The 20,814-nt window shown below is 41.5% G+C and carries 26 protein-coding genes; 5 read left to right on the top strand and 21 right to left on the bottom strand.

Annotated elements, in window-relative coordinates:
- Positions 1–453: 453 nt before the first annotated feature.
- Positions 454–996 carry a hypothetical protein gene (locus B9A22_RS06665; protein WP_084574948.1) on the bottom strand — a complete coding sequence of 181 codons (543 nt, stop codon included), beginning with the start codon at positions 994–996 and terminating at the stop codon, positions 454–456.
- 217 nt (positions 997–1,213) lie between these two features.
- On the opposite strand from B9A22_RS06665, the gene tnpA reads away from it, so the two are divergent.
- Positions 1,214–1,588, top strand: coding sequence for an IS200/IS605 family transposase (gene tnpA / locus B9A22_RS06670; protein ID WP_084574949.1), 375 nt, complete (start codon positions 1,214–1,216; stop codon positions 1,586–1,588).
- 449 nt (positions 1,589–2,037) lie between these two features.
- Here the strand turns inward: tnpA and B9A22_RS06675 are convergent, their stop codons facing one another.
- From B9A22_RS06675 to B9A22_RS06690, 4 genes are all read right to left on the bottom strand, one after another.
- Positions 2,038–2,322: a helix-turn-helix domain-containing protein gene (locus B9A22_RS06675; RefSeq protein WP_084574950.1), complete on the bottom strand. Its 285-nt coding sequence runs from the start codon at positions 2,320–2,322 to the stop codon at positions 2,038–2,040.
- A gap of 152 nt (positions 2,323–2,474) precedes the next feature.
- Positions 2,475–2,741, bottom strand: coding sequence for a hypothetical protein (locus B9A22_RS06680; protein WP_084574951.1), 267 nt, complete (start codon positions 2,739–2,741; stop codon positions 2,475–2,477).
- Positions 2,742–2,924: 183 nt separating this feature from the next.
- Positions 2,925–3,428, bottom strand: coding sequence for a helix-turn-helix domain-containing protein (locus B9A22_RS06685; protein ID WP_084574952.1), 504 nt, complete (start codon positions 3,426–3,428; stop codon positions 2,925–2,927).
- Positions 3,429–4,296: 868 nt separating this feature from the next.
- On the bottom strand, positions 4,297–4,524 hold the full coding sequence (locus B9A22_RS06690; protein ID WP_084574953.1) for a hypothetical protein: 228 nt from the start codon (positions 4,522–4,524) through the stop codon (positions 4,297–4,299).
- Positions 4,525–4,961: 437 nt separating this feature from the next.
- On the opposite strand from B9A22_RS06690, the gene B9A22_RS06695 reads away from it, so the two are divergent.
- Genes B9A22_RS06695 through B9A22_RS06710 form a run of 4 tightly spaced genes read left to right on the top strand, consistent with a single transcriptional unit; the run spans position 4,962 to position 6,049 of the window.
- Positions 4,962–5,171, top strand: a complete 210-nt coding sequence (locus B9A22_RS06695) for a hypothetical protein (protein WP_176215421.1) — start codon at positions 4,962–4,964, stop codon at positions 5,169–5,171.
- 36 nt (positions 5,172–5,207) lie between these two features.
- Entirely contained in the window at positions 5,208–5,399 is a 192-nt protein-coding gene (locus B9A22_RS06700; RefSeq protein WP_084574955.1) for a hypothetical protein, read from the top strand.
- 30 nt (positions 5,400–5,429) lie between these two features.
- Positions 5,430–5,672: a ferritin-like domain-containing protein gene (locus B9A22_RS06705; RefSeq protein ID WP_084574956.1), complete on the top strand. Its 243-nt coding sequence runs from the start codon at positions 5,430–5,432 to the stop codon at positions 5,670–5,672.
- 23 nt (positions 5,673–5,695) lie between these two features.
- Positions 5,696–6,049, top strand: a complete 354-nt coding sequence (locus B9A22_RS06710) for a spore coat protein (RefSeq protein WP_084574957.1) — start codon at positions 5,696–5,698, stop codon at positions 6,047–6,049.
- A gap of 60 nt (positions 6,050–6,109) precedes the next feature.
- Here the strand turns inward: B9A22_RS06710 and B9A22_RS06715 are convergent, their stop codons facing one another.
- The 16 genes from B9A22_RS06715 to ppaX all read right to left on the bottom strand — a co-directional run bounded on the left by B9A22_RS06715 (position 6,110) and on the right by ppaX (position 20,629).
- Positions 6,110–7,123 carry a chymotrypsin family serine protease gene (locus B9A22_RS06715; RefSeq protein WP_084574958.1) on the bottom strand — a complete coding sequence of 338 codons (1,014 nt, stop codon included), beginning with the start codon at positions 7,121–7,123 and terminating at the stop codon, positions 6,110–6,112.
- Between the two features lie 73 nt (positions 7,124–7,196).
- Entirely contained in the window at positions 7,197–8,117 is a 921-nt protein-coding gene (locus B9A22_RS06720; RefSeq protein ID WP_084574959.1) for a patatin-like phospholipase family protein, read from the bottom strand.
- 111 nt (positions 8,118–8,228) lie between these two features.
- A complete protein-coding gene (locus tag B9A22_RS06725) occupies positions 8,229–8,945 on the bottom strand; it encodes an SAM-dependent methyltransferase (protein ID WP_084574960.1) in 717 nt (238 codons plus the stop codon).
- Positions 8,946–9,004: 59 nt separating this feature from the next.
- Positions 9,005–10,444, bottom strand: a complete 1,440-nt coding sequence (locus tag B9A22_RS06730) for a sensor domain-containing diguanylate cyclase (protein WP_176215422.1) — start codon at positions 10,442–10,444, stop codon at positions 9,005–9,007.
- A gap of 165 nt (positions 10,445–10,609) precedes the next feature.
- On the bottom strand, positions 10,610–11,152 hold the full coding sequence (locus tag B9A22_RS06735; protein WP_084574962.1) for a 2-oxoacid:ferredoxin oxidoreductase subunit gamma family protein: 543 nt from the start codon (positions 11,150–11,152) through the stop codon (positions 10,610–10,612).
- Complete coding sequence (locus tag B9A22_RS06740) at positions 11,149–11,901, bottom strand: thiamine pyrophosphate-dependent enzyme (protein ID WP_084574963.1); 753 nt, start codon at positions 11,899–11,901, stop codon at positions 11,149–11,151. The genes B9A22_RS06735 and B9A22_RS06740 overlap by 4 nt, the downstream gene beginning before the upstream one ends.
- A 2-nt stretch (positions 11,902–11,903) precedes the next feature.
- Positions 11,904–12,971, bottom strand: coding sequence for a 3-methyl-2-oxobutanoate dehydrogenase subunit VorB (locus B9A22_RS06745; protein WP_084574964.1), 1,068 nt, complete (start codon positions 12,969–12,971; stop codon positions 11,904–11,906).
- Between the two features lie 5 nt (positions 12,972–12,976).
- Positions 12,977–13,192 carry a 4Fe-4S binding protein gene (locus tag B9A22_RS06750; RefSeq protein ID WP_084574965.1) on the bottom strand — a complete coding sequence of 72 codons (216 nt, stop codon included), beginning with the start codon at positions 13,190–13,192 and terminating at the stop codon, positions 12,977–12,979.
- Between the two features lie 99 nt (positions 13,193–13,291).
- Positions 13,292–13,864 carry a phosphate propanoyltransferase gene (gene pduL, locus B9A22_RS06755; protein ID WP_084574966.1) on the bottom strand — a complete coding sequence of 191 codons (573 nt, stop codon included), beginning with the start codon at positions 13,862–13,864 and terminating at the stop codon, positions 13,292–13,294.
- A 39-nt stretch (positions 13,865–13,903) separates the two neighbouring features.
- Positions 13,904–14,251 (bottom strand): ASCH domain-containing protein, encoded by a 348-nt coding sequence (locus B9A22_RS06760; RefSeq protein WP_084574967.1) that lies wholly within the window; start codon positions 14,249–14,251, stop codon positions 13,904–13,906.
- A gap of 19 nt (positions 14,252–14,270) precedes the next feature.
- A complete protein-coding gene (locus tag B9A22_RS06765) occupies positions 14,271–15,437 on the bottom strand; it encodes an aminotransferase class I/II-fold pyridoxal phosphate-dependent enzyme (protein ID WP_084574968.1) in 1,167 nt (388 codons plus the stop codon).
- Positions 15,438–15,540: 103 nt separating this feature from the next.
- Positions 15,541–16,830, bottom strand: a complete 1,290-nt coding sequence (locus B9A22_RS06770) for an amidohydrolase (protein ID WP_084574969.1) — start codon at positions 16,828–16,830, stop codon at positions 15,541–15,543.
- A 28-nt stretch (positions 16,831–16,858) separates the two neighbouring features.
- Entirely contained in the window at positions 16,859–18,100 is a 1,242-nt protein-coding gene (locus B9A22_RS06775) for an adenosylhomocysteinase (protein WP_084574970.1), read from the bottom strand.
- A gap of 17 nt (positions 18,101–18,117) precedes the next feature.
- On the bottom strand, positions 18,118–19,161 hold the full coding sequence (mtnA, locus tag B9A22_RS06780; RefSeq protein WP_084574971.1) for an S-methyl-5-thioribose-1-phosphate isomerase: 1,044 nt from the start codon (positions 19,159–19,161) through the stop codon (positions 18,118–18,120).
- A 12-nt stretch (positions 19,162–19,173) separates the two neighbouring features.
- Entirely contained in the window at positions 19,174–19,965 is a 792-nt protein-coding gene (gene mtnP / locus B9A22_RS06785) for an S-methyl-5'-thioadenosine phosphorylase (protein ID WP_084574972.1), read from the bottom strand.
- 16 nt (positions 19,966–19,981) lie between these two features.
- Entirely contained in the window at positions 19,982–20,629 is a 648-nt protein-coding gene (ppaX, locus tag B9A22_RS06790; RefSeq protein WP_084574973.1) for a pyrophosphatase PpaX, read from the bottom strand.
- Positions 20,630–20,814: the final 185 nt, after the last annotated feature.

A 20,814-nucleotide genomic window follows, 5' to 3' on the forward strand; every position in this document is an offset into this window, starting at 1 on the left:
AGCTGGTTATGTACTTGCGCCGACGACTGCCGATTACACTTAGCCGCTCACCACAACAAGGACAAGGATTCTGCTCCATGCTCCTAACAAAAAACACCGAGTTCGGTATTTTCAATCAGCTCATAATTTGTTACAATGATCATATCTTTTAGTTGGTGGACGTCCCTGGTGCTGCTGTTGGCGCAGTAGCACATTAACGGGGGCGTCTTTTCCTTTCTTATCAGATATGGTCATTATATCGAGCAACTTTCGATCAGGCAATCCCGTCAGCTTTCGGGCTTTTTATTTCAGCGCCAACATAATACTACAGTTTAAAAGGAAGAATGTTAAAGGAGAAAGCTGATTAGCCTTCTCCTTTTTGTATAACTCTATCCTATATTCTTTGGTACTGGTACTATTATGGAAGCCCCACCCTATCTCCACATAAAAAACCACCTATTCATGTTAGGTGGTTTACTCTTTCGCGTTATCTTGTTGGTTATCTTGCTTCTCTTGTAATGGTTTTGCTACTGCTGGTTGAAGGTTCGTAGAAAAGTTAGTTCTTTCACCCCTTACAAATATACCTTCTTGCCAGATTTGGAAAAGATATATGATAGCTCCATGAACGCTGGCGTGAGATACAAATGCCAATTCGCTCATGGTACTATGCATAATACCTCTGTTAGCAAGGAAGGCTAGAAATATGGTAAGAAATCCATAATTTAAAACAATGTCTATTCCCATATATAGCCAAAAATGTCCATAGATAAACCTTAGTAGCCATAGGGTTATAATAGGAACTAGCCCTAAAAGGTATGGAATCGTAGTACGTAGGGGATAAATAGTTTCATAAACTGCCCACCAGTGAAATGTCTGACCATATTCTACAACCACCATGCTTGTTATAGAAGAAAACAAAGCTGCAGGCATATAGCGTTTAATTTCTTCTTTCTTCATAAAAAATAAAGTAAACCAAGGTAAGATTAACATAGACCATAATATTACAGTATTACTCAAGTCAAGCCACCTCTTTTGTGCTAGATAGGAGTAGCTTTAGCTGATGCTTTCAATTTAATACAAAAAAGATAACGAAGGATTTAGTGAAACTCCCCTTTTTGAAAAAAGGGGCATCTTACGATTAACTTACTGCCATTAATTTACTTCTGCATGCGAACAAATTCTTCCTTCCGCGTTGCGGTTGATGTCATTAAAATGACTTAAAGGGGTTGTTCGTATGAAAATGCCATATATCTATCATAATCACTCAGTTTGCCTGTTAGCTTACCACTTTGTCACCTGCACCAAGAAACGTAAACCAGAACTAGAAGGTATCAGCCTTGACCTATTCAAGCAAGCTGTATCGAAGTATCCGCTGACCATCCATGTTGGTGAGGTTATGCCAGACCATATCCACCTGCTGATTCAAGCTCCCACTACCTTCTCTCCTGCTTATATTGCTAAGATTATCAAGGGATGCTCTAGCAGAGCCATTGGGAAAATTCGTAAGGATAATTGGAATGGTTGGTCTACAGGATATTTTGTGACCTCAACTGGTGGTGTAGCCACTGATACTGTTAAGGCGTATATAGAGAACCAGAAGAATGATTAAAGGGAGGACGCAATGTCCTCCCTGTTTTTTTACTTTGTTCGTAAAAATAATGGCCAAATGGTACTAAAAGCACTCAGTTTCTCATGGGCGATAATTCTAGATTAGATCTCTCCTGCTTAAAATCTTACTAAATTAAGCGAAATTGCTACCCTAGAATTTATTTAGATTCGTAAAAAATGAAGAAAAACGCCAAAATGCTGGTTTATACTGGTTTTTTCCTTAACTTTTCTACTTAAATTATCTCTCCTATACTCTTTATTAAGATAAATGATATTGATTTGCTACTCTTGTATTTGTTCGTAATGAAATTAAGGGATTCCCCCAAACCTGCCTATAGTAGGTTAAATTCAGATATTAAAGGCTCTAGGCGCTGTTTCTTTGTCAGGGAACTATATTTTATAAATGAGGAAATATCAACACATTTCCCCCACTTCTATATGCCATTAGGGTTATTCTGGCTCCTGCGGTGGTTTACTGAACGATTCTATAAATTTATCCGCTAATTCAAATGAAATCTCTTGCTTGCGTTCCTCAAACCTGACCTGTGAGATTGTTAATCCTAGTGCAGTGGCAACCTTCGATTGACTTACCCCATATTGAAACCGCAAATCTTTCAAATTAGGAGCCAAAACAGTCATTTTGTTCATACCAGTTTTACATGGACAGTAGCATCTTGCTTTTCTGTCTTTTAACATTTGTAATTTACCACAGAATTTACAGACATGTTTGTACATTTATTTAACCTCCACCCATAATAAATATTTATATTTATAGCAGTTCGTAAAGAAATAGGAGTGATTGTTCGCAAAATGATAATAATGACATCAATCAAGACTGCACCAGAGCCTCTGCACGCTGTTTTTATCAAGGGGCTAGTAGTTACCCCCTAGCGCAAATGTGGAAACAGCACTACCATTTGTTTCAGTTCGCCAATAATTATAGCAAGTTGCCTATTGCGCTGCTGTTCATCATATTCTAAGGCTTTAATTACTCTGTCATTGACTTCAGCAATTTTATCAGTGATTTCTTGGTAGCCCTCCTGCACTTCATCAAGGTTATTGTTGATTATCGCATCCCACTCCACCTGCTCACCTTGGCGTATTTGCTGAATGGCGTGGATTATTTGGCTGAAGTCTGGTTTTAGTATGGTCATGGTATTACCCCCTATTTCTTACGAACTTTCCCCACAGTACATGCGAAGCTTCAGCGGAGCATGTGTAAACTTACGTCTATATACTTACATATAGATATATTTACGTATAGATTATGTACGATTATAGGACATGGATTTTCCCATAATAGGACATGGTAATTCTAAAATCGTACATGGACTGTTTTACCATTCTTCTTCATCTGGTTTGATTATTGCAGGTTCTGTTTTCGTTGTTCTCTTTTTAGGCGTTCTTTTTTCAGGTAAGTTCCATAGCATATTATCAATAAAATAATAGTAGAGTTTAGGTCTACCATTATATCTTTGTTCTTTTGTTTGAATGATGTTGTATTTCACTAACTCATCAATAGCGTCAGGTACTGCTTTACGCTCTCTACCCATATATTCTGCTATTGTTGTTTGTTTGGCGTAAGAATAGCCTAGTCCATGAAACTGATTAGCTCGTAATGCGATATATGCCATTTTTGCACCTTGTGATAGCTTGCTTTTCATTATTGTGTTGCTAACCATCACAAAGCCATAATAATAATCTGTTGGGTCACTTATAGGAGCGTCCACTGGAACTCTCTGTGGAGTAATGCGCTTATCTTTAAAATAGAGTGTTTTCCAAGAACCTTCTGTATCAATATTCTCAATACGTTCGTTGGAATAGGGTTTGTTGTCGCTCATAATATTACCTCCCAGTATTTTTCTTTGATAATTATTATCATTTACCTTCTTGATTCATTTTTTTTAACCCATAAAAACACTTAAAGGGCAGATGCTTTATCGCATCTACCCTTTTTATCTGCATTTATATAGTGTTTTTGGCGTTCGTAGTGGAATATTGGCGTAGTGTTGCCACTTCATATTTATCACCTAAATGTATAATATTTTACCTTATAATTATACCGAATTTAGAATAATATATCAACAAATATTTTAAATATAACCCTTGAATTATCTGGGCTCATAGCATATTACTAACTGTGTTTATGGTAATTACGCAGTGATTAAATATACCCTTGAGATTCTTACGAACTGGGAAAAATTTTTGTAGAAGTTCGTAATGAATTAATTTGGCTTATGATATTGCCCCCCACCCTAGTACTATGGAGATAGCCAAAAAAGAAGCCCCACCCCCTCCCCTACTGCCATATACATTATCAGCTACTACCATTTACTTTGCGAACATTGCTTACCTGTTGAAACAGGTTGAAGCTGTTCACAAGTAAATGATGAACTTTCCTTTTATTAACATATCCATGCGAACTGTGTGCCAACAACTACAGGGGTGATTAAAGGCACATCCGATAACAAGCGATTATGTTAAGTTGGCGATAGGGGGTACAAAAATCATGTGCCTTTGAAGGATGCAAACGCTACAGAAACCTGTCATGCTAATTGCAAAATAAAAAACGCAATCATCACGCCAGATTTCTTCCGCTTTTGGACATAATAAACGTTATCCGACGGGCTGAAAGCTCTGCGAGGCTATGGTAGCAACGCGACTGCGTTGCCGTCGATTTGCTTGCTGTGTTAGGCGTGGTTTAAACGATTACGGTTGTTGGCCTGATAAATTCAAAACCTGCTCTTTTAATGATAATAATTCTTCTTTGAGATGATTTATTTCATCTCTGAGCTTTGTATCATTTTCATTTCTTTTTTTTTCGTCCATTCTATCACATTTTTGGCTTGTTATTTCAGTAAAGAGGACAATTAGATCTGTTATTAAAGATAACACTAATGCCAATATAATCCATCTATTTAGGTTATTACAATTCACGTCTAACACACCTCACGTACTCTACCAAAACCCAATATATCCTATTCGATAGATTTAAAGAAGTGCATCCGTTATGGCCCCCCTTTCTTACTCACCGAGCTGATATTCATATGATGAATAGTGAAATTTATCGCTTTATAAAAGCCCATTATTACAGGGTTTTGCTAAGAAATCTATTCTGTTTGCTTCGCTGTGGCGAGATACCTCTCATAGCGCATATTCGCAGAGTTTACGATTTGGTTGCGATTGCAATCGCAACTCAATTTTAATGAATTAGGCCCTTACCTAATTTCAGACATTATCAGACTATAGAAATTGCTGGAATATATTTCCGATTAATTCTAAATGCTCATCTGCATAAATATATGTTATAAATAAAATACTAAATTTGCAGTTTACTAAGGCATCGGACAATGCAGAAAGGAATGGTGTTTATTATGTTAAAATCCTCATACAAATCAAGTTCAACTAATAGCTTGTATGAATTTGCCGAGGAATTAACCAGCTTTAATAAAGCTAGCTCTAAGCAGGAAAAAGAGAGCAATGATATTCAAGAGGTTAATAGTAATCTTTTGTATTCTATGGAGTTTCCCACCAACGCCTATAATCATAATTACACTAGCGAAACCTATGATATTGTTGATTAATAATATACATAAAGTTAGATTTGGTGGTGCACTTACATGAGTTTTCTTGGTATGTTTAATCACAAAGATGAAAAGCCAGGTACAGGGCAATCTGCTAAAAAGACGGATAGCTTTAATTATGAAATTGCATCAGATATTGCAACGTCATCTACTGACTCAGACGAGTCTATAAAAAGTGCCCTGAAAACTAAATATGATATCAATGAAGATACGATCTTTCCTAGCTAATTTATTTATCTACTTTTGGAGGGAAGACATTTGGCTTACTATGGCAACAATTATTCTCAGAAGCTAACCCAGAAAGAAAATAGCTATTTAGAAGATGCTCTACAAATGGAGAATTTGGCACTGACTAAATATAATGTGTATGCTGATCAGTGTCAGGATAGCGAACTTAAAGGTTTGCTGTTTAGCATTTCTAAAAATAAGCGCCAGCATGCTGATAGGTTGAAACAGCTAATTGGACAATCTGGGTCTTCTTCAACTCAGCAATTTCAATAATATTATACTTATGAGGTGATTCTATGAGTCATACAAGGCGTTATGGCAATAATAATACAACTTCCAGCCGTAACAGACTTTCCGATCGTGATATGATGGTTGATTTAATTAATACAGAAAAACACCTCTCGCATTTGTATGAGCATGCGATAATGGAATCGGTTAATAGTACCGTCCATAATGCAGTGGAAGAATTCCAACATGATGAACATGAAAATGCGTATACTTTATTTAAAGTTATGCAGGAGCGCGGCTGGTATAATCCCGTTGGACAAGAACAAAAAAGTAATAATAAGAAAACTTTCAATGTAAAGTCCGCTCGAAGAAGCCAGTCAGGTATTTATGGTAGGTCGTCGTCTCATAACCAATATCAGTAGGCTCAAATTTATAAAAAAAACCAGGAATCATATCCTGGTTTTTTGACTTTCTATGGCACTCTATAATGTAACATTGAGTTTATCAAGTACATGTGTAATCTTATTGAAGATTGTTGCTTGCTCTGAACCAGCAAATAATAGACCTACTGCATAATTATCATCGGTTAAAATAAGGGATCCGCTATCACCAGGCATACTCATAGGTCCTGAGAGAACTTGATCGGTAAATACAGCGTATTCATGATTACTCATACTGACTTTAAATGTTATATTGGTTGCTAACACTTGGCTATGAGTTACACCGGTAGTTCGTCCACTCTTTTTTATAGATAAGCCTAGAGTGGGCTCAATTATTCCGTTGACAAAGCCAAACTCTAAAATTTCGGCATTAATTGCTGCCGAATTTACTGGGGTTGCTACAGCACAATCTACAAGATTTAGCTTCTCACTTTTACGTAATACCTGGACCTGATACTGTGGACGGAAACTGTGGATACATTTATTAAGTAGCATCTCAAAGATTTGGGCTATTTTACAGTGTGGTGAATTTGTTTCGCGATATAATGGTATAAACCGCCGAAGATGAGCAATGGTACACTCTTCTACCTTTCCGCCATCATAGATTCCTGGTTGGATGATTGGGTCACCAACGGTTGCGCGTCCGTCACAACCATCTGTAATATTGGCCATTACATGATTGTTAGATAATATAAGCAATTCACCGGTATCTTTATCTTTAACGACTGCACCAAAGGTTCCGGCCGAAATCTTATAATGTCCAAGGCTCATTCCTGGCTGGGCTGGACGGCGAAACTCCATTCTTTCGCCTAGTAGTCGAATATCGCCTACTTCAATAACATCGGTTGGTACATTAGCCATAGTTCTAGGTAATACTGAGCCACGATCCAAATTAGAGCTGCGATATTTCTTTTTAACCAATATCATCAGAGCGTCTTGGCCAGTGTTCATACCACGGACGTATTTATGACCGCGGCCAACACCGATGATATTATTCTCATGAGTATTAAATTTTAAAATTTCACGGAATATTCCCGGGATATCACTTTTATTCATTCCCCTGCCCCCTTGGCTAGCTATTTGAATACATCAACTAATGTATGATATGCAGGGGAAAATGTGCAGGCAACTATAATAGTAAATCTCTGATTTCATTGATCTTTTCGAGTGTAGCGTGATAGCCACGTTTTATAAATTCATTAGCTTGTTTTAAATCCTTATGGTTAAGATCATTGGATTGAGGTCTGATAATTACATCTGCGTACTTCTCGGATTTCATTAATGTAACTTCTCTGCCCATAATTTCAATACATTGCAAAAGTATCTCACCAACTGAGTCAATTTCATAATTAGGCTGACCGGCGTATCCTAAATCGACGGCAATAATTTTATCAGCCCCCATGTGGCTTAAAATATCTGTGGGCAGGTTATTTTTTACTGCACCATCTACTAATGTCATTCCACGATATTTTTTCGGAAAAAACACTCCAGGTATGGAAATACTGGCTCGGACGGCTTCACAAAGTAAAGCATTATGATAGTATCTAGCGTTAAGAATAGTTCTATTGGCTGGCAATGGAGATGTGAAAAAAACTGTATCTGCCGAATTTATATCGACAGCAGTTATCGCTAAAGGTATTTTAGTGTCACGAACCGTTCGCTGGTGCCATAGTTGGGCCAAAAAGTCTTCAATCTTCTCTCCTTTGATTAAACCAGTAGGTAACACAGACCAAAAGCGGAACTTTCCACTCATTAGCCACTTAAAACCATGTTTAAATAAATCAGAAGAAGTTACTTTCAGATCAACTAAATTAGGAATATCGATATCATGTATAATTAACTGCATTTGTTGTGGAGAGTAACCGCAAGCATACATTGTTGCCACTACTGCTCCGGCACTGGTACCGGAAATATAATCAATCGGTATGTTATGATCTATCAGCGCTCTAAGTACTCCAATATGTGAGGTACCTCTTAATCCGCCGCCGCTTAAGGCCAATCCTAGTTTTGGTCGAAAGCCGCGTTGTAACTTATTGATGGTGACAATCATTGCATTTCACCTCGCACATTACATTCCATCTTGTATTATGTTATGAATGAAGGGCGATACATGATAATTAAAGGCACAAAAAAAAGAGACCTAATTAGCCTCTGTTTAAATCTAGGTATCTTTTTTTGCAAGAATTATCATACGTGGGGTTTCGGCGCTATAAGGACGCCCATCAAAACCGCCATAAGTTTCTATAATTGAAAGTCCACTATTACTAAATATATTAGCCATTTCAGGGAGGGAATAGGCTCTTAAAACGAAATCATACTGAATTTTGGTGCCTGTAACCTGATTGATAAGTTGACGTTTCATAGTAGCAATACCATTCTCTAACTGCACTTTATATGAGAGAACATATTCGCCACTAGGATGACGCCAGTAGCGGTTTAGGTTATTACGCACCATCCAATCTCTGTTTAACAGATCAATTAGAAATAGGCCGCGTGGTTTTAAAGCTGTTGAAATAAGTTTAATAATGTTGGCATTCTCATCATCAGTAAAATAACCGAATGCAGCAAACATGTTAATTACGGCCTCGAACTGCTGGTTGTAATTAAGCTCTCGCATGTCTTGCTGCTGGAAGGTAATGTTTACCATCGCCTTCTGCGCTTTCTGCGCTGCAATATCTAAAAAATCTTGAGTCGCATCTAAGCCGGTAACGGCAAAACCTTGTTTTGCCAGTTCTATTGCATGACGTCCATAACCACAGTATAAATCTAAGATAGACTCACCGGATTTTAAGTTAAGTACACTGGTAATAAATCGTACTTCCTGGTCTGTACCTGCCAAAGAATACGCTTTAAAATCACCTAATATTTCATGAGTCACGTTTGACACCACCGTATAACATACTTTTTCTTTCTATCACTCTTGCTGTGAAATTAATGCTAACTAATATTAGTGCTGTATAAACAACTACGATTCCTAGTTGAGCGTTTTGCCGAATAGAGTGCAGTATCAGCGGCATCAATAAGTTCAGATTCAGAAGCGGCATTATCAGGATAACCTGCTATACCAATACTGACTGTTAGGGCTCCGCCAGGTTGATTGTTGCTATTTTGAAATGGAAATTCAGCAATAGCCTTCCTTATTAGTTCAGCAATTATGTGGGCTCGAGTAACGGTAGTTTCCGGAAGTAATACAACAAACTCTTCGCCGCCATAACGAAATACGAAATCAGTGTCCCGGCAGTACTGGCGTACAAGCTCAGCAACAGCTCTGAGCGCGTCATCACCATATAAATGTCCATTGATATCATTATAATGCTTAAAATAGTCAATATCAATCATTAGCAGAGAAAGTGACCAATTATAGCGTGTCGCCCGCTTGAATTCCTGCTGAAGTATGTTCTGGAAGTGCCGATAATTATAAAGGTTTGTCAAGCCATCAGTTGATGCTTCAATACAAGCTTGGTTTACATGACTAGCGTGGGCGATAGTCATGGCAATTTGACTGGCTAAAGAACGGAGTAAATCAAGATCATAAGCTTTTATCGACTGCTCTTGTGAAGTTTCAACATCAAGTACGCCAATCACTCGGTCATTAACAATAAGCGGTACAGCAACTTCACTAAAGCCATTTTTAGTTCCAGGAATATAACGTGAATCAAGGGTTATATCAGGAACATAAACAAGCTCACGGTGTAAAGCGGCATATCCGGTTACTCCTTGGCCGAGTGAAACACGGATTTTATCATTATAGCCCCGATGAGCTTTGTTGATTAGCTCCTGTGAGTTGGGGTCAAGTAAGAATATAGCAGCATTAATAAACCCTAATTCACGGGTCATGCCATCCAATATTTCTTCCATAACTTCCTTTTCATTCACTGTTTTCTGAACAATAGCGGTAATTCGGTATAGCGCTGATAATTTCTTATGTGCATGTTCTAAATCCATTAAGTGGAAGTCAAGATTAGCCATGGCTACACATAAATCCTGGTTTAAGGACTCATGTTGTTCGGTAATAGTGAATAGTTCCTCTTGGAACAGAACCGACTCTGTAACGTTCTGAAAAAAGATGATAATACTTTTCTCAGGCCCTGGAGCTAATGTACAGTCAAAGTATTCGGTCAGATTTCGGCTTGAGATATGTTTGAACTGGCTAATTGTTGTTTGCTGTTGGGATGCTAGGCAAGTAGTAAATGCGTTGCTAATTAACTGACTATTGTGTGTGTCAAATACTAAACGCAACAGTTTCAAAAGGCGTTTACCTGTTAAAAGAGCCAGTGAAGCTTGTGACCGGCCTGTTATATGAACATGCGAAATAATACCGGTAGCATTTATAGTTATAAGTGCAGAGGGTTTTGCATTGACAACGGTATTTAGCATAGCTATATACATTAGGCTACTATTCATCCGGTAATCATCTCACTCTAATTTTTGAATATTTAATAAAAGTTCGCTATTTACAGCAAAAATCCTTCACCTTTATCTGGTAATTTAATGGACAAAGTAAAGAACTGCCCAGCTTGCATCTAGGCAGTTCGAAGCAATCTATTTTTCGCCCTTTATATACTCCATGCCGCGGCGGATGGCCTGCTCATTAATCGCCAGTAGTTCAGGTTTCTTGGCAAACATTTTAGCAAAGGCTTTTAACACCGCATCAGCAGATACCACTTCAGCCGCGCCGATGAGCGATCCTACAATAACCATATTAGCTGTCTTCGTGTTACCCAGTTCGGCGGCAAGATCGTTGGCAGGAACCCGATAAGCTTTAATATCAGTACGGTTTGCTCCACGCTCGATAAGTGAACTATTGATTATAAGTATTCCGCCTGGCTGAAGCAGTGGTTCAAATTTATCAAGTGATGGCAAATTCATGGCAACTACCAAATCAGGTTCGGAGACAATCGGCGCACCTATCGGTTCATCTGAAACAATAACTGAACAGTTGGCAGTGCCGCCACGCATTTCAGGGCCATAAGACGGAATCCAGGATACTTGCTTGTTCTCAATCATACCGGCATATGTTAATAACTGCCCCATAAGCATGACACCCTGACCGCCAAAACCCGCCATTATCATTTCGTGGGTCATTTCGACACCCCCTCCGCTGTTTTATAGACACCTAGCGGGTAATAGGGAATCATATTTTCTTCCAGCCATTTGGCAGCTTCTATCGGACTCATACCCCAGTTAGTCGGACAGGTTGATAATATTTCAACTAACCCAAAACCATCGCCACTGAGTTGCAATTCAAACGCCTTTTTAATCGCGGCCTTGGCTTTAGCCATATTTCCAGGAGTATTAATGGCTACGCGGGCAATAAATTTTGCGCCCTCAAGTGTAGATAACATTTCTGAAATTTTAATTGGGTATCCAGCAGATTCGGCGTTCCGGCCATAGGGCGAGGTATTGGTAACCTGACCGACTAAGGTTGTCGGAGCCATTTGTCCGCCAGTCATACCGTAAGTAGCATTGTTTACAAAAATAGTTGTGATTTTTTCGCCTCTGGCAGCTGCGTGGACAATTTCGGCGCAGCCGATGGCGGCTAGGTCTCCGTCTCCTTGATAAGTAAAAACAACGGCATCAGGATGGACACGCTTTACACCGGTAGCTACTGCTGGCGCACGACCGTGGGCAGCTTCAAATGCGTCAAAATTAAAGTATTCATAAGATAGTACTGAACAGCCGACAGGAGCCACACCTATTGCCCTATCGCGTACGTCAAGCTCATCAAGAACTTCAGCGACCAGACGGTGAATAATGCCGTGATGGCAGCCTGGGCAGTAGTGAAAGGGAACATCTTTTAGCCCCTTGGGCCTGGAAAAGATTTTCTCAACCATAATTATCTGCCCTCCTTGCCATTATATATATTGGCAATTTGCTCATATACCGCTTTGGGGCTAGGAATCATTCCGCCAGTACGACCGTAAAAGTATACTGGTTTAGCTCCATTAACAGCCAGCCGGACATCTTCAATCATCTGACCGGCGCTAAGTTCAAGTGTCAGGAAGCCAAAGGCCTTGTCAGCTAAAGCGGCAAGTGGCTTTTCAGGGAATGGCCAAAGCGTAATAGGCCGCAACATACCAACTTTCATGCCCTCGCTTCGGGCTTTTTCCATGGCTGTGCGAGCGATCCGTGAAGTAATGCCATAGGCTACGAGTACAAGTTCAGCATCGTCTGTATGCAATTCTTCGTAACGTACTTCGTTGGCGCTAATTTCAGCATATTTTTTCTGTAGATGGATGTTGTGACGTTCCAGCATCTCAGGCTGCAGATGAAGTGAATTTATGATATTAGGTTCAGTACGTCCGCGAAGACCAGTTGCAGCCCAAGGCTTTTGAATTGGTTTAGCAACACTGGCGTTAAACTCTACTGGCTCCATCATTTGGCCTAATGCGCCATCACCTAAGAGCATAACTGGGTTACGATATTTGTCAGCAAGGTCAAAGGCCAGGATTGTTGTATCAACCATTTCCTGAACTGAATTAGGCGCGAGCACTATGTTTCGGTAGTCTCCATGGCCTCCGCCCTTAGTAGCTTGAAAATAATCTGACTGAGCGGGTTGGATACCCCCTAAACCTGGACCGCCGCGCATGATATTTACAATAACACTAGGAAGTTCAGCGCCAGCAATATAGGATATCCCTTCTAACTTCAAACTTATTCCAGGGCTCGAAGAAGATGTCATTACCCGGGCACCGGCTCCGGCGGCGCCGTATACCATGTTAATTGCGGCAACTTCGCTTTCTGCCTGCAGAAATACTCCGTTAATCTGGGGCATGCGTTTAGCCATGTATTCAGTCAATTCGGTTTGTGGGGTTATTGGATAGCCAAAATAGTGGCGGCAGCCGGCAACAATTGCGGCTTCACCAATGGCTTCATTGCCTTTCATTAGTATCTTCTCTGCCATTCGAATCACTCCCCTTTGTCCTTATGAATCTCAATGACAACATCTGGACAGGTCTTGGCACAGAGAGTGCAGCCAACACATTTAGATTCGTCAATACAAGTAGCCGGTCGGTAACCTTTGCTATTAAACCGGTTGGCAAGAACTACAATTTTGTGTGGACATGCTACTGTACACAGTTCACATCCTTTGCACCGTTCCTCGTTGAAAACTGGTCTTGGCATATGGTTCCCTCCTTTTTACGTATAGGGACATTGTATCCAGTATACTAAAAGTCAAACCCCATGTCTTACAACACGGGGTTGAACTATTAAAAGGTATTTCTATTTTACAATTTCAACCGTGTTGCCAGTATTGATCTTAGCGGCGTTACCTTCGTCGGTATCAAGGTGGCATTCAAGCTGAAAGCTATCACTTACTCTAGCTAACACATTGTCGAAAATAAGACCACGTTCACCACCACAGCGAACTTTAACAACTTCTTTATCTTTCAAGCCTAATTCGGCTGCATCGGCAGTAGTCATATGAATATGGCGGCAAGCGGCGACAACGCCTTCATCTAGTTTTACCTGACCTTTAGGGCCAACTAGAGTTATTCCGGGTGAACCTTTTAAGTCGCCGGAGTCACGAACCGGAGGATTAATGCCAAGCTTGAGAGCATCAGTCAGGGCAATTTCTATTTGTGTTTGTTTGCGTTCAGGCCCAAGAATACGAACTTTTTTGAAAGAACCTTTTTCAGTAACCAAATCAACTTGCTCTTCACAAGCAAATTGACCAGGCTGTGACAGATCTTTTTTTACAGTAAGCTGATATCCTTCACCAAACAGGATATCGAGGTCTTCACGTGATACGTGTACGTGGCGCGCTGAAATACCTACAGGAATTGGTTTAGACATGAGAAATGCACTCCTTTATATTAAATTATATTATACCGGCTATTCGATGATCTCCGAAAAATATACTACAGTTACAATATCACTGCAGGTTAAGGTCTTATCATAGATAGACTGCAAAAAGACCAATAAATCATCGATGCTGGTAAGATCCGGATTTTCTCCCTGTAAATCATCCATTGTTAATTGGGAGATAGGTTTAACCAAAACGCGGTCAATAGCGGCAGTGAATATTCGTTTTTTGGGGGAAAAGCGTTTTCCGACAGTTACCCATACAATATCGCCTTCTGAATATTTATTGGTCTTATCTCCCAGCCTAACTGTACATATTTTGCGGCGGCAAACCAATTGACTGTGATAGTTAGACGAGTAGAAATTCAATGCCCTCATCCCAAAATCCTCCTATTTTTTACGGTTTTAGCCATTTTTTTATTCTGGTTACAGCTTCTACTAGTCTTTCTTCGGACTGAACCAGAGCTATCCGTACATAGCCTTCACCGCAAGCGCCAAAAGCGCTACCGGGAATAACAGCCACTCCGGTATTTTTTAACAATGATACGGTAAACTCAAAGGATGACTCTTTGGTTGGCACAGGCGCCCAAACATACATGGAAGCCTTAGGTCGATCGACTTGCCAGCCAATTTCATTGAAGCCATCAACAATTATGTCGCGGCGTCTTTGGTAGCTTGCAGCAGTCTCACTGACACAATTCTGCGGGCCGGTCAATGCAGCGATAGCAGCTTGCTGGAGTGGATAAAAAATACCGTAGTCAAAATTGGATTTTAAACGCCCGAGAAGAGATATTATCTGAGCGTTGCCTACAACATAACCAACCCTGCAGCCAGCCATATTATAAGTTTTTGACAAAGAATTAAATTCTATAGCGATATCTTTCGCCCCAGGAATTGACAAAAAGCTGTCAGGACGATAGCCATCAAATACAAGATCGCTATAAGCAAAATCATAACAAACAAGGATGTTATGACATTTAGCAAACTTAACTACCTGCTCGAGAAAGCTTCGTGGCGCTGTAGCTGCCAGCGGATTATTGGGGTAATTCAAAATCATTATTTTTGCCCGCTTTAAGATTTCTTCGTCAATGGCTGCTAGATCAGGCAGATAGTTGTTGGCGGGAGTAAGCGGCATCCGGTAGAGTTCGGCGCCGGCAACAAGCGGTCCAGCGCTAAAAATGGGATAACCGGGATCTGGCACAAGTACGATATCACCAGGATTAACGAGACACAAAGAGATGTGCGCTAAGCCATCTTGTGAACCAATAAGTGAGTGAATTTCAGTCTCCGGATTTAACTCAACGTCGAATTTAGTGCGGTACCAGCTGGCAATAGCGTGTAGGAGGTCAGGCACTCCTTTAGATAAGGTATAGCCGTAGTTAAAGCAGCAATCGATAGAATCTTTTAATGCTTCAACGATATGTGGCGCGGGAGCCATATCAGGACTGCCTATACTCAAAGTAATAACGTCTTTACCAGCTGCAACTTCAGCTTTACGCATATCATCAACTTGCGTAAAGATCGCGGAAGTTAATGAATGCATACGGTTTGCTTGTTCAAACATGGTGACCTCCAATGGCCTTACATAATGAAATAGTGGTCAAATATGGTTAATTTTTATATTCAATATGATTAGGGCAAATCCTGTCAGGGATAGAAAAAAAGTTTTATTTAGTGTTTGAATTATTAACTAAACGCATACCTCGACGGTCGGCTTCAGCCGTAAGACGTTCCTGGTCAATAGTGGTAAGCTGTTGATTGTCCAGCAGTATTTTACCGTCAACAATTACCGTATGAACATCGCGGGCACTGGCGGCATAAGTCAAAAGAGATAAGCGGTCATGGCGTGGGTGCCAGTGCGGTTCCTTCATATCAAAGACAGTTATATCAGCTTTATAAGAAGTTTCCAGTTTACCAGTTATTTTTCCTAATCCTAAGGCCTCAGCCCCTTGGCTTGTAGCCATATCTACTGCTGTTTTAGCAGGAATAGCTAGTGGGTCCAGCCGATGAACTTTATGCAGCATGGCGGCTAAGCGTAACTCTTCAAGCATATCCAGGTTATTATTACTTGCTGCACCATCAGTGCCCAGCCCTACACAAATTCCAGCCTTAAGCATATCAGGAACAGGAGCCACGCCGCTGGCCAATTTCATATTGCTGCCTGGATTATGAGCCACTCTTACTTTCTTTTGTTTCATAATAGTAATATCTTCAGGAGACACGTGCACACAATGGGCCGCTAAAACGCCATGGTCAAGGAGACCGAGTTCTTCCATCAATGCAATCGGTGATTTGCCATATTGTTTTTGACAATCAGCTACTTCACCAGCGGTTTCTGATAAATGTATATGTATTTGGGAGCCTAATTTTTCAGCTAGAGCTGTTACCTTCTTGAGATAGTCAGGAGGACAGGTGTATGGCGCATGTGGGCCAAGCATCACAGTAATTCGGCCGCCAGCGGCATTATGCCACTCGTTGTAAAAATTTTCGCTTTCAGCCAGTGCTTGGTTAGCTGTGGGTGCAACTCCGGCCATGCCGCGTGATAACACAGCGCGAATACCGCTTTCGGCTACAGCTTTGGCGACGTCAGGCATGAAAAAATACATGTCGGTAAAGCAGGTAGTGCCTGATTTCAGCATTTCGGCGATTGCCAAAAGCGTTCCCCAGTATACGTCTTCTGATGTCAGGTTTTCTTCGGCAGGCCAAATCTTTGTCTTTAGCCAGTCCATGAGCATCATATCGTCAGCATAGCTTCGAAACAACGACATAGCTGCATGGGTATGAGTATTGACAAAACCAGGAACAATGAGTTTGTTTTGGCAATCAATTATCCTAGCGGCTTGCTCTGTGATGGTACCGATTTGGGTAATAACCGAACCGCTAATAGCGATGTCAGTTTGGCGTACTTGGCCGTCAGCGCATAAAACATCGCCGCCTTTAAGCACTATATGTACCATGTATATGCCCCCTTTTTACGCTTTAGGATTAGGCCTTATGCAGATATTCCACCTGATCAGAAGTAAGACGGTCAATACAAAAGCCCATAGCATTGAGCTTAAGCGCAGCGATTCGGTTGTCCATATCAGCTGTCACAGTATATACTTTCTTATCAAGTTCAGCGTGTTTTCCGGCAATGTGGAGAACTGCCAGTGTCTGCATGGCGAAAGATAAATCCATGATCTCTGTCGGATGGCCATCTCCTGCTGCCAGGTTGACTAGACGACCTTCTGCCAACAAGTATAATTTACGGCCATCGGCCATAACGAATTCTTCGATGTTTTTGCGTACAGTTCTACGGCTTTTTGCTAGTGCTGCCAAGTCTTCTTTGTTAATTTCAACATCGAAGTGACCGGCATTAGCCATGAGTGCACCCGGTTTCATGACTTCCATATGTCTGCGGCAGATGACGTCTTTGCAACCTGTCAATGTCACAAAAATATCACCCCGGGACGCGGCTTCCTGCATGGGTAATACAGTAAAGCCATCAAAAACAGCTTCAATGGCTTTGATGGGATCAATTTCTGTAATAATTACATTGGCTCCCAGGCCTTTGGCCCTCATAGCTACCCCTTTACCGCACCAGCCGTAACCGGCAACGACCACTGTTTTGCCAGTAACCGTTAGGTTGGTTGTCCGCATAATACCATCCCAGGTTGATTGTCCAGTACCATAGCGGTTGTCAAATAGGTATTTGCAATACGCATCATTTACAGCTATCATGGGGAACTTTAGCCGTCCGGAATCTGCTAATGCCCGTAACCGGAGTACACCAGTCGTTGTTTCTTCTGAGCCCCCGAGGATATTTCCAGCCATTTCACTCCGTTCACCATGAAGTAAAGATACTAAATCCCCGCCATCATCGACAATAATGTCAGGCTTAGTATCAAGCGCTTTATGTAAAAAATCTTCATATTCTTCAGCAGTAGTATTGTACCATGCAAAAACTTTGACCCCTTGGGAGGCCAGGGCAGCTGCTACATCATCCTGAGTGGATAGTGGGTTGCTGCCGGTTACAGTTACATTAGCCCCAGCATTTTTCAGAACAAGTGCCAGATAGGCCGTCTTGGCTTCCAGATGCATGGTGACTACTAGATTTTTTCCAGCTAAGGGTTTGGTTTGGGATAGCTCATCGTTCAAGATGTTAAGCACTGGCATAAACTCTTTAACCCAGTTGATTTTGTCCATTCCCTGCGGGGCTAAGCTAATGTCGCGAATAATAGAATCCATAATTAAAACTCCTTCTCTTACTTACGTATTTTATATAATTGGTCGATAGCTTCTTGGTATGGGGCGCGTAGTATGCCATATTCAGTGACAATGGCAGATATTAATGTGTGGGGGGTAACATCAAAGGCTGGGTTAAATACCTGTACTCCCTCAGGAGCTATGCAGTTACCGCCTAAAGAGGTAACTTCGGTTGCACAGCGTTCTTCTATTGGAATATCGGCACCACTATTTATAGTGAAATCAAAAGTGGATATCGGCGCAGCTACATAAAAAGGAATACCATGCTCTTTGGCCAGTACAGCTACACTGTATGTGCCGATTTTATTGGCAACATCACCATTTAAGGCGATCCGGTCAGCGCCAACAATGACTGCTTGTACCATGTTATTTTTCATTACCCAGCCAGCCATATTATCGGTAATCAGAGTGACCGGAATGCCGTCCTGCATCAGTTCCCAGGCTGTAAGCCGGGCGCCTTGTAACAGCGGACGGGTTTCATCGGCAATAACTCCTTTGATATTCCCCTGGGCCCAAGCCTTACGAATGACGCCAAGTGCTGTACCAATGGCGACAGTGGCTAACGCGCCTGCATTGCAGTGAGTCAGTACCGATGTAGGTTTTGTAAATAAGCTTGCCCCATGGGACGCCATTTTCTCGTTGACTGCTTTATCCTCATCAGAAATGGCAATGGCCTCCTGCTCCAAAAGCGCGATAATGGCTCCTGTATCAGCGTTTTCAGGAAGTTGGCTGATCACAGACAGCATACGATCAATAGCCCAAAATAAGTTTACGGCAGTTGGCCTGGTCTGACGCAATATTTCAGCTGTTTCCGCTAGTTTGTATTTAAACTCAGTTATGCTAAGCCCTGCAAGCTTCCGGGCGCCTAGCACCAGGGCAAACGCTGCCGCCGCACCAATAGCCGGAGCACCGCGAACCTCAAGTCGGCGGATGGCTTCAGCAACTCGCTGCCAGTCGTAGCATTCGAGATATTCAATCTTTACTGGTAATACAGTCTGATTTAATAAGGTAAGACAGCCATTTGACCAAACAACAGAACGCATAAAGATTCCTCCCTACAATTTAAAGCCGCCATATTCGGCCAGCGCGTGCTTGCAGGAACAATCAGTTTCAGCATCCAAGCGTTCGATTGCGGCCATAATGAGTTGCTTGATGTTTTCAGCATTGGCTTGCATGGTTTCCAACACCTCGTGATGAGTTAGCGGCTGCGGCGAAATGCCAGCAGCAAAGTTAGTAACCATGGAGACAGTTGCATAGCACATTTCAGCCTCTCGGGCCAAAACCACCTCAGGGACATTTGTCATTCCGACTACATCGCCGCCTAGTTTTGCAAACATTTTAATTTCAGCAGGGGTCTCAAACCGGGGGCCATCAGTGCACACGTAGGTTCCATGATGGTGAATTGATATCCCCAGGTTGTTAGCAGCATCAGTTAACACATTGCGGACTGTCGGGCAGTACGGCGTTGTTACATCCACATGAACTACGCCCCGCTCACCGCCTTCATAAAATGTAGTCGTCCGGTTTTTGACAAAATCAAGAAATTGGTCAATGAGCACAAAGTCGCCGGGCTTCATATCAAGGTTAAGTGAACCTACAGCTGTTGTTGCAATAATATTTTTTATGCCAAGTTTTTTCATTGCCCAGATATTGGCCCGATAATTAATTAAATGCGGCGGAATAGAATGGCTACTGCCATGACGTGGGATAAATGCAACCCCTTTACCGGCATATTCGCCGCTTTTAAAGCGTACCACGCCGTAAGGTGTAGCAATTTCCATTTCACGGATGTTGTCTAAAATCCGTGGGTCGTATACCCCTGTTCCACCGATGATAGCAATCTTCATAACTTATCACCCCTACCTATTTATTTTCTATGTCACAAATGGCAAATAAATCTTCAATGTTCTTCAGCACATAGTCTGGGTGTTCGGCGAGTAGGTTCTCCCAATCTAGCTGGGTCCAGCGGACTGCAGCTGTTTTTACCCCTGCTGCGCGTGCGCTTGCCAAGTCAAAAGGACTGTCTCCTACCATCAGACATTCTGCTGGCGCAAGCTTAATTTGTTCCAGAGCCAGCTGTACTGGTTCTGGATCAGGCTTATGCTTGAGGCATTCTTCATGGCCGATAACAATAGGAAAATACTTGTCCATATCAAACAACCGAAGCCCTCTGATGGCTGTACTTTTTGTCTTTGATGTCACTATCGCCATTAGTATGCCCGCGTTGTGCAGTTTTTGAATAGTTTCAGCAACGCCTGCAAAGTCAGTTGTTAGTTTGTCATGGTAAACAAGGTTAAATTCCCGATAGGTTGTAATCAGTTCTTCAACCTTATCAGGTCCGTAATGTTCCATAGCTGCTCTGAGCGGTTTGCCAAAGAAAGCGTATATTTCTTGTGGCGTAAGCGGCTGGCCGTAATGCTGCGCAAAGGTGTGCTGAAATGACTGGATAATCAAATTTGAGGTATCTATCAATGTGCCATCAAGATCAAACAAAATACCTTTGAATTTCAATGTGTCCTCCTAAAAAGAGTTAATGTAATAAAGCAAACAGGAGCCTGCCAGAGGCTCCTGTTTGCTGCCCGGGTCTTTGGCGAGTTCGAGCCTAGCCTGCCAAGTTACCCTAAAGAATTAAGCGGCCTCAAATACTCCTAAACTAAAATGTTCAAGATTAATTATAAAAATCCCTGCTTATCAAG

Source organism: Sporomusa malonica (genome assembly GCF_900176355.1).
Classification (GTDB): domain Bacteria; phylum Bacillota; class Negativicutes; order Sporomusales; family Sporomusaceae; genus Sporomusa; species Sporomusa malonica.